General features: G+C 51.9%; 12 protein-coding genes. 8 read left to right on the top strand and 4 right to left on the bottom strand.

What is annotated here, in order from left to right; all coding sequences use genetic code 11:
* Positions 1-61 precede the first annotated feature (61 nt).
* Together JXQ85_RS13760 and JXQ85_RS13755 are read left to right on the top strand one after the other, a co-directional pair.
* The gene (locus tag JXQ85_RS13760; RefSeq protein ID WP_421749513.1) at positions 62-1,105 is read left to right on the top strand and encodes an aldo/keto reductase; all 1,044 of its coding nucleotides are present in this window, start codon (positions 62-64) and stop codon (positions 1,103-1,105) included.
* Positions 1,106-1,177: 72 nt separating this feature from the next.
* A complete protein-coding gene (locus tag JXQ85_RS13755; protein ID WP_421749512.1) occupies positions 1,178-1,666 on the top strand; it encodes a hypothetical protein in 489 nt (162 codons plus the stop codon).
* On the opposite strand, the gene JXQ85_RS13750 is transcribed toward JXQ85_RS13755, so the two are convergent.
* The 3 genes from JXQ85_RS13750 to JXQ85_RS13740 are packed head-to-tail and all read right to left on the bottom strand — an operon-like array spanning position 1,663 to position 4,813.
* Complete coding sequence (locus JXQ85_RS13750) at positions 1,663-2,442, bottom strand: TadE/TadG family type IV pilus assembly protein (protein ID WP_421749511.1); 780 nt, start codon at positions 2,440-2,442, stop codon at positions 1,663-1,665. The genes JXQ85_RS13755 and JXQ85_RS13750 overlap by 4 nt on opposite strands.
* Before the next feature lie 5 nt (positions 2,443-2,447).
* A complete protein-coding gene (locus JXQ85_RS13745) occupies positions 2,448-3,002 on the bottom strand; it encodes a TadE/TadG family type IV pilus assembly protein (protein ID WP_421749510.1) in 555 nt (184 codons plus the stop codon).
* The gene (locus tag JXQ85_RS13740) at positions 2,999-4,813 is read right to left on the bottom strand and encodes a pilus assembly protein TadG-related protein (protein ID WP_421749509.1); all 1,815 of its coding nucleotides are present in this window, start codon (positions 4,811-4,813) and stop codon (positions 2,999-3,001) included. Before JXQ85_RS13740 ends, JXQ85_RS13745 begins: the two co-directional genes overlap by 4 nt.
* 439 nt (positions 4,814-5,252) lie before the next feature.
* On the opposite strand from JXQ85_RS13740, the gene JXQ85_RS13735 reads away from it, so the two are divergent.
* The 5 genes from JXQ85_RS13735 (at position 5,253) to JXQ85_RS13715 (ending at position 11,561) form a co-directional block, all read left to right on the top strand.
* Positions 5,253-6,683 carry a Glu/Leu/Phe/Val family dehydrogenase gene (locus JXQ85_RS13735; protein ID WP_421749508.1) on the top strand — a complete coding sequence of 477 codons (1,431 nt, stop codon included), beginning with the start codon at positions 5,253-5,255 and terminating at the stop codon, positions 6,681-6,683.
* Between the two features lie 102 nt (positions 6,684-6,785).
* A complete protein-coding gene (locus tag JXQ85_RS13730) occupies positions 6,786-7,091 on the top strand; it encodes a hypothetical protein (protein WP_421749507.1) in 306 nt (101 codons plus the stop codon).
* Between the two features lie 89 nt (positions 7,092-7,180).
* Positions 7,181-9,142, top strand: a complete 1,962-nt coding sequence (gene dnaG, locus JXQ85_RS13725) for a DNA primase (RefSeq protein WP_421749506.1) — start codon at positions 7,181-7,183, stop codon at positions 9,140-9,142.
* Positions 9,143-9,264: 122 nt separating this feature from the next.
* Complete coding sequence (gene rpoD, locus JXQ85_RS13720; protein ID WP_421749505.1) at positions 9,265-11,238, top strand: RNA polymerase sigma factor RpoD; 1,974 nt, start codon at positions 9,265-9,267, stop codon at positions 11,236-11,238.
* Between the two features lie 56 nt (positions 11,239-11,294).
* Entirely contained in the window at positions 11,295-11,561 is a 267-nt protein-coding gene (locus tag JXQ85_RS13715; protein ID WP_421749504.1) for an HlyU family transcriptional regulator, read from the top strand.
* 15 nt (positions 11,562-11,576) lie between these two features.
* Here JXQ85_RS13715 and JXQ85_RS13710 read toward each other — a convergent pair whose 3' ends face one another.
* Positions 11,577-12,299 carry a family 16 glycosylhydrolase gene (locus tag JXQ85_RS13710; protein WP_421749503.1) on the bottom strand — a complete coding sequence of 241 codons (723 nt, stop codon included), beginning with the start codon at positions 12,297-12,299 and terminating at the stop codon, positions 11,577-11,579.
* 165 nt (positions 12,300-12,464) lie between these two features.
* Here JXQ85_RS13710 and JXQ85_RS13705 point away from each other — a divergent pair, with 165 nt between their 5' ends.
* On the top strand, positions 12,465-12,881 hold the full coding sequence (locus tag JXQ85_RS13705; RefSeq protein ID WP_421749502.1) for a secondary thiamine-phosphate synthase enzyme YjbQ: 417 nt from the start codon (positions 12,465-12,467) through the stop codon (positions 12,879-12,881).
* Positions 12,882-13,020: the final 139 nt, after the last annotated feature.

The raw sequence follows: 13,020 nt of genomic DNA, 5'->3' as shown, positions 1-13,020 counted from the left end.
TGGGTTGCAACCCGCTTGGAGAGTGCTCATTTTGCGCTAACAGATGCGAGGGGAGCAAGACGTGAAATACAATAAACTTGGACATTCCGGAGTTGAGGTTTCCGAGCTGTGCTTGGGCACCATGACCTACGGCACGCAAACCTCAGAAGCGGATGCCCATCGTCAGATGGATATGGCAATGGATGCCGGCATGACCTTTTGGGATACGGCCGAGCTTTATCCGGTCACACCCATTTCTGCGCAGACCTATGGTCGAACAGAAGAATTCATCGGCACTTGGTATCAAAAGACCGGGCGTCGCAATGAAACTGTGATTGCGACGAAACACGCAGGGCAGGGGCTTTCGCATATTCGGGGCGGCAAGCCGATTATGGGCAGCACGGTTCGAGAAGCGGTTGAAGCTTCACTGAAACGTTTGCAAACCGACCATATCGATCTTTATCAGCTGCACTGGCCGAACCGCGGTGGCTATCATTTCCGTCAAAACTGGTCATATGACCCATCTGGTCAAAATACCGATGATGTTACCAATCAAATGCGCGAGGTGCTTGAAGCTTTGAAAGCTGAAGTGGATCGCGGCACGATCAAACATGTTGGTCTGTCCAATGAGACCACATGGGGGACGCTCAAGTGGTTGCAGCTTGCTGATGAGCATGGGTTGCCTCGTATGGAAAGCGTGCAGAACGAATACTCATTGCTCTATCGTATGTACGACAATGACATGGCTGAAATGACAGCGCATGAAGGTGTTGGCTTGTTGTCCTATTCGCCTCTGGCGACAGGTCTGTTGACAGGGAAATACCAAAACGGCGCAATCCCTCCCGGCTCACGCGCTGGTATTGGATCTGGGCTTGGCAGTCGTGATACCGAACGCGCCTTTGCGGCGACGCAGGCCTATCTTGATCTGGCTCAAGATCATGGGATTGATCCGGTTCACATGGCACTGGCTTGGGCCAAAGACCGTCCGTTCATGACGTCGGTTATCATCGGGGCGACCACCGTCGAGCAATTGGCGCATATCATTGAAGGCAAGGATTTGGTGCTTTCAGATCAGCTGAAAAAGAAAATCGATGGCATCAACCGCGATTTTCCGCTGCCATACTAAGAAATATACCCAGTTCTGGGGCTCGTGACGCAGCTTTGTCTGCCTTACACACCTCTTAAAAGTGGAGGGACCATGTCTGACGACGTAATCACAGTGATTGAAGCTTCTCCGATCCGCCGCGTTTTGGCGATCGCGATGATGATGTTTTTGGGCGGCCTATTGGTTTACGTTGCCATGACCACGCCGGCTGAGTTGCATTGGAAAGCTTTTCTACTGCTGCTGGGCGGGCTGAGCCTTTGGCTTGCCGAACGGATGAACAAAGCGACGCAGACGCATCTTGTTCTGACCAAGTCAGGGTTGTCTGATAGCAATGGCGAAGTGCTCGCGGCGTTTGAAGACATTCAAATGGTGTCGCGCGGAATGTTGGCCTTTAAGCCGTCAAATGGGTTCACACTGAATTTGAAATCAAAGAAAAGCCCGGCGCGCTGGCGGCCGGGCCTTTGGTGGCGTTTTGGATCTCGCGTTGGGATTGGTGGCGTCACTGCCGCGTCTCAGTCAAAGCCCGCCGCCCAGATGATTGAAGCCATGCTGGTCGAACGGGCGATGGCAGAGGACGCTTAACCTGCAGGATCAAACACCAGTTGAGAGGCGTAGCGCGGGCGGGTGAAGACGAATGTCATCATGTCCCGAGCACCGAAATCAAGGTCCCAAGCAATGCGTTGGTAGATCGGTTCACCGGTCTCTTCATCGTATCCTACGATTGTGTCCTCATCAACTTCACTACGGAAACCTGCTTGCATCAGGCCGATGTCATAGAGCGGCTGATAATTATAGTAGGTCTCTACTAGGATCAGCGTGTCTGTTTTCGCGAATTCAGGAAGGAATTCATCGATATCGGTCAAGTCAGCGCTGGTCATAGGAAGGAAGGCTTCACCGCGTTCCTCCGACCATGCGATATTGAGTGCCCAATTGATGTCGGAACCGGTCGCAGTCCCTTGCGGAGTGTCTCCACCATCAATTACATGCTCGCCGTCAGTATGTTCAGAGTCAGGTGTGTCGACGCCGGTTGCAGCATCTGCCACGCCCCATTCGAGAAGGGAAACTCGCACCGATGCACTGTCATCTTCCAGGCCCGCGAGTTCTTCAAACAAAGTGCGGACATTTGTCAGATATTCCGGCGTGATTGCATTTGTTTCACGGCTCAAAACATCAGAGATGGTGAACGCGGCTTTGTCCATTGCGGATTTTGTCCGAAAGACATCGACAAACACTGCCATCGCCGCAACCAACCACAACAGGATCGGGAGCATGATGATGGCTTCCACAGACACCGTACCAGAGAGGTTCTGTGCGAAGTGCTTTAGGCGTTTTTTTGTGAACTGAAGAATATTTGTCATAACGATTACCTCGGCTCCTGAACAAAGGCTGTGGTTTTACGGATGCTTCCGTAGCCGCCTTCGGTTGGGATAAACAATGAGCTCGTGCCGATGAACAGGTTGTACAGTCCAGTGCTAGGCATGAAGTTACTGAATTCAGCGCAGACACGAAGAACCATCAGTTCGTTGTCCAATCCGAGGCTGAGTTCGCTCATCGGTTCTACTGTTTCTGAACGATCAACGCATTGGTAAGTTTCTGGCAGATTCTGCCAATCACGCAGGTTCATTTTGACCATTTCTAGTTGCACGTTTTCCGTGCAGTCTGAAACAGGATTGGTTGAGCAGATCATCGCCTTAAGATCATCGTGTGTCGGGGAGGCGCCAGTATTCAAGCGCACCCAACGCACGGTTGCATCCATAGATCGTTCCAGTTTGACGTGTTTGACACCAACCAGGCCAACTTCAATGCCCATCAACATGACGAACAGAAAGAATGGAACCCACAGGACAAAGTCGAAGGCGACGATACCGTCTTCAGAACGACGGAAGTGATCCAGTTTACGTTTGAAGAAATAGGTCATTGTGTCAACCTCAGCTGGCGAATGGAAGATGCAACGGATTCAAAGGCTTGGCTGATTTCGAGTCCATCCACATCATAGAAGTGGTTGATCGAACTTGCGCAGTCTTTCAGGACGTTGTTGCCGTTAGATGTGGCCTCAAATCCAATGGTAAAGACCACGACACCTTCTGCTTTTGCGGCATCGCAAATCGCTTTGGTACGCGCATTCTTGGTGCTATTGCCGTAAGAGCTACGAACACTATAGTACCAATCGCTGTTCGCCTGACTGTCGTTCATCCAAGGGTGATAGTGGTTGTACAGATTGTATTTGATCGACGTGTAGGCCCAAAGATCTGGATAGTTTAGAACTTCGGCGCTACCAGGCTCGTTAACCGTCACTGTCTTATGGATCTTGCGATAGCGCTTGCACGTGCCATTGCGACGATAAGATTTGCAAACGTCAGAATCTACCGTTTGGGTTTCTTCGTAAGACCCTTCGCCATAGGCGTGATCTTTCCATTGCCCAGTATGAGGCCAGTAAAACATGGGTTCGGCATAGTCGCCGTCGCCATCTTCATCACCGGTATCTTCACCGATATAGACTGAGTATTTCTTTTCCTCGTCGTTCCACCAGATGTTAGATTCACCTGTGCGGAAATCATCTTGGATATAATACTGCGATGTATTGTGGCCATCTGTCATCAGGACGATCACTTTCAGCGTGTCGCTGCCATCGTTGTTCTGCGGGCGACCCACAAAGTCACTATGAACCTGACCATCTGTGATCATATTGTCGATCACAGGCTGGATACTATCGTCAAGCAGGGCGGTTCCCCATTTCATACCGACATCAATGGAGGTGTTACCACCGGCCCATAGGTTATCGATATGGGAATGAAGCACTGTTGGATCCTTTTGCATAACAAGGATTTCACGGCTGCTATCCGTCGCCGGCGGACACACAGGGCTCCAAACCAAGCGGGAAGGGTTATAGGCGCGTCCATCTCCGTTGTTCCAGGGATCAAAATGCATGGCACGAGTCAGCGGTGTCGCTGGATCCAATTCCATCTGATTGAAATCGGATGCAGAGAAGTGCACACAATTTGAATAGCTATGCTCCGACGAAACGTTGAAGTGTTGAATCAACTCTTCTGATGCAGAAACCTGTGCCGCATAAGGCACCACCGAAATGGACAGTTTGCCATCTTCGGTCGTGTTATTCAGCGTGGTCACGAAATCCTTTGCAGCCACCTTCAAGTTTGTCAGGCGGTTGTTGGATCGCATGGAACCAGACACATCTAGAACCATAGAGATTTCGACATTGCCGATGCTCTCTTCAGCAGCGCTGGTGGCGTTCAGAGTGAACTGAGTGATCGCATCGGAGTTGTATCTTAGCGAATCTGCATTGGTGTAGTCGGTGATGAGCTGGGATTTCCCAGTTTCATTACCTTCTTCATCCAGGATTGGTACCGCCGCTTCATCTCCGCTCGCTGTTGAGACTGTGTCTACAGTGCGGGTTGGCATACGATCGGACCAATTCCAATGCATAAACTTTGTTTTAAACGTGGTTTCGGCTGTGGCGCGGACAGATTTAAAGCCTAGGCCTTCGCTCACTTCTAAATCTTTGATGGTCCCAGCCAAACGTGGGTTATCCAGGTAGTCCTGAACGACCACTTCTGGGGCCAACGGCTGATCAAGCGCTGCTGCAGCAAGTACTGCACGATCTAGAGTATCTTGAAGCTGTGTGCGTCGCATCTCAGCCATCATGGCGTCAACGGCGATGCCGCCAACCATAATAACCAGCACAAAGATGAACATTGTCAGAAGCGACATTGTTCCATCTTCTTCTCGGCGGAACCGAGAAGCGATGCTCTGAGCTTGCGCCCAGTTTCCTTTAAAAGGGTGTCCCATACTGTCCCTCGTTCGTTACGCCCCAATGAGCCAATTCATGCAGGCTCAAGTTACATTTGCTCGCGATAAGGTCTGACAGGGGATTTGGGCCTAATTTAGACGAAATAAGGGGCTTTTGCGTCTTTTTACGCCTGATTTAGAGGCATTAACCCTTTTTTGAGCGACGGTTTCTGTAAAGCTGTGCAACTGTTTCTGTATTAGAAACCACGAGGCGCGCGCCACAATTTGGAAGAGCTTTTTAAAAAAGTTTTCAAACTGATTAATTTTTGGGCGTTCGTCTCTCGCCATTTACTGCGAAACCCGCGTAGGGTGGAGCTGCCTGCGACCCAGAGTCGCGCACAAGCTTGTCGGGAGGAATAAGATGAGCGTTATAAAAGAGCCCAGTTTCCGTGAAAGTGTCGATATGATGTTCAACCGCGCCGTGTCCTTGATGGACCTGTCGCCGGGATTGGAAGAGAAAATACGGGTATGCAATGCGACCTACACAGTACGCTTCGGGGTGCGTCTGCGTGGTAGCCTTCATACTTTCACCGGCTATCGCTCGGTGCATTCAGAACATATGGAGCCGGTGAAAGGCGGTATTCGTTACTCCCTTGGTGTCAACCAGGACGAGGTCGAAGCGCTTGCAGCTCTGATGACCTACAAATGTGCCTTGGTTGAAGCTCCTTTTGGGGGGTCCAAAGGTGGGTTGTGCATCGACCCACGTGAATATGAAGAGCATGAACTTGAGCAGATCACGCGTCGGTTTGCTTATGAGTTGGCCAAACGTGATTTGATCCACCCATCCCAAAACGTACCTGCGCCGGATATGGGCACAGGAGAGCGTGAAATGGCATGGATCGCCGATCAATATGCGCGGATGAATACCACTGATATCAATGCCAAAGCCTGTGTCACTGGTAAGCCACTGAATGCCGGCGGTATCTCTGGTCGTGTCGAAGCCACTGGTCGAGGTGTCCAGTATGCTTTGCAAGAATTCTTCCGGGATAAACGTGACATCGAAAAGGCCGGTATGAGCGGTACGCTCGACGGCAAACGCATTGTCGTTCAGGGTCTTGGTAACGTGGGTTATCACGCGGCTAAATTCCTCAAAGAGGAAGATGGCGCACAGATTGTTGGGATCATCGAACGCGATGGTGCTTTGGTCAGCGACAAATCCATGGATGTGGATGCGGTGCGTGACTGGATCATGAAGCACGGAGGCGTCAAAGGCTTTCCTGGCGCGACCTATGTGGAAAATGGCGCTGCAGTTCTTGAAGAAGACTGCGACATCCTGATCCCTGCGGCGCTTGAAGGGGTGATTAATCTTTCCAATGCGGCAAAGATCAAAGCGCCTTTGATCATCGAGGCTGCGAACGGTCCGGTGACCGCAGGTGCTGATGACGTCCTGCGCGAAAAAGGCACTGTGATTATTCCTGACATGTATGCCAACGCTGGCGGTGTAACGGTGTCCTATTTTGAGTGGGTCAAGAACCTAAGCCATATCCGTTTTGGACGGATGCAACGTCGCCAAGAAGAGGCACGCCATCAGTTGGTGATCGACGAATTGCAGCGTTTGGATGATTATCTAGGGGATGCATGGTCAATGTCGCCGAACTTCAAAGATAAGTATTTGAAGGGTGCAGGCGAACTTGAACTGGTACGCTCTGGCTTGGATGACACGATGCGGACAGCCTATCAGGCCATGCGAAATCGCTGGCATGAACAGGACAACGTGACCGATTTGCGCACTGCGGCCTATCTTGTTTCCATTGAAAAAGTGGCTGCAAGCTATCACGCCAAAGGTCTTTGATCTGCAAACGATTGTGAATGGAAAGGCCCGCTTCGGCGGGCTTTTCTGGTTGCAGAGGAAGGCTGGCGCAGGCATGTTTGGTGCAAAGATCTGGAGACATCTATGCGCATTGGTTTGACATTGGGATTTCTATTGGCGGCAACATTTGCTCAGGCAGATGAGGCAAAACAGGCCAAGCAAGATCAATGCGATGCGCTGGGCGCCATTGTCACTCAGTTGGTGGAACTTCGTCAGGACGGCAAACGCGAAAAACGTGCAATCAAGACGCTGACACAAGGCAAATACGCAGTTGAAGAACGCTATCAGCCCACAGTGCAATTTCTCTCTGGTTGGGTGTATTCTCTGACAGAACAAGAGCTCACTTTTGAGCCGGGCAAAAAATACGCAGAAGCCTGCGTGGATCATTGATCCGAGCTGATCTGCTGTTAACCACGATATCAACCTTCAAACCAAGCACCGCGCTGGACATGCCAAGCGGCGCGTTCCTATAGTACGTCATGAGCATCACACCTGCCTTTCTCGATGAATTGCGCACCCGCACCAGCCTTGTGCAGGTGGTCGGCCGCAAAGTGATGTGGGACAATCGCAAGTCCAATGCGGGCAAGGGGGATATGTGGTCTCCGTGCCCTTTTCACCACGAAAAAACCGCGTCTTTTCATGTGGATGACCAAAAAGGGTTTTATTACTGCTTTGGCTGTCAGGCCAAAGGGGACGCGATCAATTTTGTGCAGGAAACCGAAAACGTAAGCTTCGTTGAGGCCGTCAAAATCCTTGCTGATGAGGCCGGGCTTCAAATGCCTGACCGGGATCCGCGCGCGCAACAGCAGGCCGACAAGCGCGCAACTCTGTCGGATGTGATGGAACAGGCCGTCCAATTTTTCCGCATGTCGCTGAAAACCGGTGCGGCGGCAGAGGCACGAGCTTATCTGGAACGACGCGGCATGAGCCAAGCCACGCAGGATATGTTTGACATAGGCTATGCGCCAGACGGCAATCAACTTTTCAAACATCTCACTGGCAAGGGCATTGACCCGAAACTGGTGATTGATGCCGGGCTCGCGGCGGTGCCAGACGATGGACGCGCGCCTTATGATCGTTTCCGTGGCCGTATTACCTTCCCAATCCGCGACCCCCGTGGGAGTTGCATTTCCATGGGAGGTCGTGCCCTAGACCCAAATGCACGGGCGAAATACCTAAACGGCCCAGAGACGGCGCTCTTTGATAAAGGGCGCAACCTTTATAATCTTGGTCCGGCACGCCAAGCCGCCGGCAAAGGACAGCCGTTGGTTGTGGCCGAAGGCTATATGGATGTGATCGCCTTGGTTGAGGCTGGGTTTGGCGGGGCAGTGGCGCCGCTCGGCACTGCAGTCACGGAAAACCAGTTGCAGATGCTATGGCGCGTATCACCTGAGCCGATCATTGCTTTAGATGGCGACAAAGCTGGGGTGCGTGCCGCCCTGCGTTTGATTGATTTGGCGCTACCCATGATGGAAGCCGGACAAAGTCTGCGTTTTGCAATGATGCCTGAAGGGCAGGACCCGGACGATTTGATCAAAGCCAAGGGGGCCAAGGCCGTTCAGGCCGTATTGGATCAAGCCCGCCCGATGGTGGACCTGCTTTGGGAACGAGAGATCGAAGGCAAGAACTTTGATAGCCCTGAACGCAAGGCCGCACTCGATAAAGCGCTGCGCGAAAAGATCAAATTAATCAAAGATCCGTCGATCCGCGCCCATTACGGGCAAGCCATCAAAGATCTGCGCTGGCAACTCTTCCGCCCTTCAGGGGGGGGCAAAAAGAGTGGCACATTCCGTCCGGGCCAATCCAAGAAGTTTGGCAAATGGGTTCCAACGGGAGCAAAGGGGGCCACCAAGGCTTCGCTTGTTGTCTCGGCAGATGAAGCGCGTCATCGCCACATGCGCGAAGCGGTGATCATGGCGTCGATCATCGCAAACCCAGCTGTATTGGATGAATTCGAAGAAGGTCTGGACCGTCTGGTATGTCAGGACAGCGATCATAACTTCTTGCGTGATTTGCTGTTGCGACAGGCGCATCGCGGCGTTCAGGATCTGCGCGGCGTGATTGAGGATGCGATGGGCCCTGAAGCTCTTGATTTCCTCATGAGCCATCCACATGTGCGTATTGCACCGCCGGTACGCCGCCCAGGGGACATCGAGTTGGCGCGGCAAACCGTTTCTGAAGAGCTGCAAAAACTTACCGCAGAGGCCGGATGGCAGGCGGAATTGGCTGAAGCCGAAGAGGATTTGCGGGATGCTTCAGACGAGGCGGTGACGTGGCGATTGGGTCAGGCTGCAGAAGCACGCAACAAAGCTTTGCGGAGCATGCAAGAAGACTCTGCTGAATACGAAGTTGGCGACAATGGTGCGCCGATTGATAAAGACGAACGCGCCGCATTGGACGCGTTGATGGAGAGAATCGGGTTTGGCAAACGCGAGGGGTAGACACCCGTACCGTTTGTGGAAGAATTCCCTAACGAATCAGGGTATGTAGGTGGACGAATCACTTATTCGCGCTATTGATTCGTATTACGAATCACCTACGCCTCACTTTGCAGGAGCAGCAAATGGCCGCAAAAGACAACGACGACCGTAAGCCCGACGATCAGGACGCGGAAATCTCTCTTGATATGAGCCAAACCGCGGTCAAGAAAATGATCGCTGAGGCGCGGGAGAAGGGCTACATCACTTATGACCGCCTGAACTCTGTTCTACCGCCGGATCAGGTGAATTCTGAGCAAATCGAAGACGTGATGTCGATGCTGTCTGAAATGGGCATCAACATTATCGAAGACGAAGAAGTCGAAGAAGAAGAGCAAAAGACCACTGCCTTGGTGGATACCTCTTCTGCAAACCGCGAAGTCACGCTTGGTTCTGGCACCTCTGAAAAGCTGGATCGTACCGACGATCCTGTGCGGATGTACCTGCGCGAGATGGGCTCTGTTGAGCTGCTGTCCCGTGAAGGTGAGATCGCGATTGCGAAACGCATCGAGGCTGGTCGCAATACGATGATCGCTGGGCTTTGCGAAAGCCCGCTGACGTTCCAAGCGATCACCATCTGGCGCGACGAACTTCTGTCCGAAGACATTCTTCTGCGCGACGTTATCGATCTGGAAACCACCTTTGGTGACCAGATGGGGGACGACGAAGAAGAAAGCGTTACCAGCACTAGTGGTGAGAACGCTGAGAAGAAAGAAAAAGAACAAGAGCTCGACGCGGATGGCAACCCGATTGCTAATGACGACGATGACGATGAGGACGAACAGGCAAACCTGTCCCTCGCGGCCATGGAAGCAGCGCTGAAGCCACGCGTTCTTGAGATGCTGGACCGCATTGCTGATGACTATGCGATGTTGTCTGAAATGCAGGATAGCCGGATTTCCGCAACCCTGAACGAAGACGATACGTTCTCTTCCAAGCAAGAAGACAAATACCAAGTCCTGCGTGCCGAGATCGTTGAGCTGGTGAACGAGCTTCACTTGCACAACAATCGTATTGAAGCGCTGATTGACCAGCTTTACGGCATTAACCGTCGCATCATGTCGATCGATAGCTCGATAGTGAAACTGGCCGACCAAGCCCGTATCAACCGCCGTGAGTTCATCGAAGCTTATCGTGGCCGTGAACTTGACCCGACATGGGTCGAGGAAATGTCGCAAAAGCCTGGCCGTGGTTGGCAGATGTTCATGGAACGCTCTGTTGATAAGGTCGAAGAACTGCGTGGCGACATGGCGCAAGTCGGTCAATACATTGGTCTGGATATCCCTGAATTCCGTCGCATTGTGCAGCAGGTTCAGAAGGGTGAAAAAGAGGCCCGTCAGGCCAAGAAAGAAATGGTCGAGGCGAACCTGCGTCTTGTGATTTCTATCGCGAAAAAATACACGAACCGTGGCCTGCAATTCCTTGATCTTATTCAAGAAGGTAACATTGGTCTGATGAAGGCCGTGGACAAATTTGAATACCGCCGCGGCTATAAATTCTCGACTTATGCGACATGGTGGATCCGTCAGGCCATCACCCGCTCGATTGCCGACCAAGCGCGCACCATCCGTATTCCAGTGCACATGATCGAAACGATCAACAAACTGGTACGGACTGGCCGTCAGATGCTGCATGAAATCGGTCGCGAACCAACGCCGGAAGAATTGGCAGCCAAGCTGCAAATGCCACTTGAGAAGGTGCGTAAGGTGATGAAAATCGCCAAAGAGCCGATCTCTCTTGAAACGCCAATTGGTGATGAAGAAGATTCGCAGCTCGGTGATTTCATCGAAGACAAAAACGCGGTTCTTCCGCTGGATTCCGCCATTCAGGAAAACCTGAAGGAAACCACCACCCGCGTTCTGGCATCTCTGACACCACGTGAAGAGCGTGTTCTGCGTATGCGTTTCGGGATTGGCATGAACACCGACCACACTTTGGAAGAGGTGGGGCAGCAGTTCAGCGTGACACGGGAACGTATTCGTCAGATCGAAGCGAAAGCGCTGCGTAAGCTGAAGCACCCAAGCCGCAGCCGCAAGCTGCGCAGCTTCCTGGATCAGTAATTCAAAATGCGCCCCCAAGGAAACTTGGGGGCGTATTGCCTTTAGGGGGAATGGTTATGTCTTTTCTGAAAAAACTCTTTGGTGGTGCAGAGGCAAAAGCGCCAGAACCTGAAACCCATGAGGGATTTCTGATTTTTTCAACCTCACAGAAGGACGGCGGAACGTTCCGTCTGGGGGCGCGGATTGAAAAAGAAATTGGGGGCGACCTCAAAGTGCACCAGATGATCAGGGCAGACACGTTTCAGTCCGAAGAGGCTGCAAATGAAGCCGCCATCCGCAAAGCCAAGATGTTAATTGATCAAATGGGCGAGCGCCTGTTTTGATATTCCACCTTAAAGTCAATGTGTTAGTTCTTGTTCTTTAAGCGGCTCGAACCTGAGTTCTTGGATCAAAGCCGATGCGCGTTGATCTGGCCGCGTATGCCCGGCCCAATTTGATATCGATTCATCAGCGGCCCAAAGGTTGGCGTAAAACCGACCTGCAACTTTCGGCAATGGTGCATCCCGTGTCGTGGTTTCGAACACTTTTTGATCATTTACTAACCAAGCAATGCGATCCTCTTGCCATTTGAAGCGATATGTATGAATGCAATCTGCAGCATCAAAGCCAAGTGGGATGTCGCGTTGGTTGAGTTTGCCATCGACAAACCATGCCACATGCAATTTGGTGGTGTCTCGTCCCAGGATCTCAATGTCAATTTCATCATGGCGGGTCCCGTAATAGGGGCCAGTGTAGGTGAAAACGCCAGTCACCAATCCATCCCCGCGAGCAGCTTGCATCTTGGCACTATAATCGCCGTAGTGCAGAGTTTTATGAGTGCGGATTGAAGCGCCAGCAAAGCCGTTTTGCCCCATAACATGTGGCAACAGCTTCAGTTGTAAACCGTCGTCAATACGGGCATTCCTCTTTCGCCAATCCGTGTCAAAACTTGGGTGGCTGAAATCGTATTCAGCAACGTACCAGCGGTCGGAGTTCAAGGATTTGAAACGTTCAATAAATCCTTCCTGAGCGCTGGACGGCATTGCGCCAACTGCTGAAGCGAGTAATGCGGATCGCAACATATCTGCTCCTCCTGCTCAAAGGCTCGTTGGTTAACAAAGTGTTAACAGGCTAGGGGCCGCATGAATAAAAGTTAATTAAAATTCGGTGAATTGGTTAACGCGTCGTTTTCCATCTCACATCGGATGGGACTTGCCTTTTCCCGCTTCTGGTTTCAGGGTGACGCTATGCAGACCGTGTTTAGTATCTCAACCCAGGGCCAAGGCCTTTATGAATTCACCCGTGAAGTGACCCGTTGGGCCGCCAAACAGGGCATAAATCAAGGTCTCTTGACGCTCTTTTCGCGTCACACTTCTTGTTCGTTGCTGATCCAAGAAAACGCTGACCCTGAAGTGCAGAGCGACCTTCGGGCTTTCTTTCATCGTTTGGTGCCGCCCACGACAAACCCGTCGATGTCATACCTGACGCATACCTACGAAGGACCAGATGATATGCCTGCGCATATCAAAGCCGCGATGATGCCGGTCAGCTTGTCGATTCCAGTCAGTGATGGGCGGCCTGTGCTTGGAACATGGCAAGGGATTTACCTGTTTGAGCACAGAAACGCCCCCCATACGCGGAACGTAGTAGCCCATCTGGCCTAAGTTTCGCCCACGATATTGGGGATGCATTTCCCCTCTACCCAAACTCTAGCGTACGCCCTATAGTGGCTGTGGATAACTTTGGAATTGGCCCAATTGGGACTGATCAAGACCAAGGACAACAGTACAGCTTAAAGACAGT

Origin of the sequence: Cognatishimia sp. (assembly GCF_049116455.1) — a bacterium.
Lineage (GTDB): Bacteria > Pseudomonadota > Alphaproteobacteria > Rhodobacterales > Rhodobacteraceae > Cognatishimia.
The sequence above is the reverse complement of the archived record's forward strand: the minus strand, read 5'-3'. Positions and strand labels throughout refer to the sequence as shown.

Excerpts from the sequence above, each read along its gene's own strand:
- JXQ85_RS13755 (WP_421749512.1), top strand. The coding sequence starts at position 1,178 with ATGTCTGACGACGTAATCACAGTGATTGAAGCTTCTCCGATCCGCCGC.
- JXQ85_RS13750 (WP_421749511.1), bottom strand. The coding sequence starts at position 2,442 with ATGACAAATATTCTTCAGTTCACAAAAAAACGCCTAAAGCACTTCGCA.
- JXQ85_RS13745 (WP_421749510.1), bottom strand. The coding sequence starts at position 3,002 with ATGACCTATTTCTTCAAACGTAAACTGGATCACTTCCGTCGTTCTGAA.
- JXQ85_RS13740 (WP_421749509.1), bottom strand. The coding sequence starts at position 4,813 with ATGTCGCTTCTGACAATGTTCATCTTTGTGCTGGTTATTATGGTTGGC.
- JXQ85_RS13735 (WP_421749508.1), top strand. The coding sequence starts at position 5,253 with ATGAGCGTTATAAAAGAGCCCAGTTTCCGTGAAAGTGTCGATATGATG.
- JXQ85_RS13730 (WP_421749507.1), top strand. The coding sequence starts at position 6,786 with ATGCGCATTGGTTTGACATTGGGATTTCTATTGGCGGCAACATTTGCT.
- dnaG (WP_421749506.1), top strand. The coding sequence starts at position 7,181 with ATGAGCATCACACCTGCCTTTCTCGATGAATTGCGCACCCGCACCAGC.
- rpoD (WP_421749505.1), top strand. The coding sequence starts at position 9,265 with ATGGCCGCAAAAGACAACGACGACCGTAAGCCCGACGATCAGGACGCG.
- JXQ85_RS13715 (WP_421749504.1), top strand. The coding sequence starts at position 11,295 with ATGTCTTTTCTGAAAAAACTCTTTGGTGGTGCAGAGGCAAAAGCGCCA.
- JXQ85_RS13710 (WP_421749503.1), bottom strand. The coding sequence starts at position 12,299 with ATGTTGCGATCCGCATTACTCGCTTCAGCAGTTGGCGCAATGCCGTCC.
- JXQ85_RS13705 (WP_421749502.1), top strand. The coding sequence starts at position 12,465 with ATGCAGACCGTGTTTAGTATCTCAACCCAGGGCCAAGGCCTTTATGAA.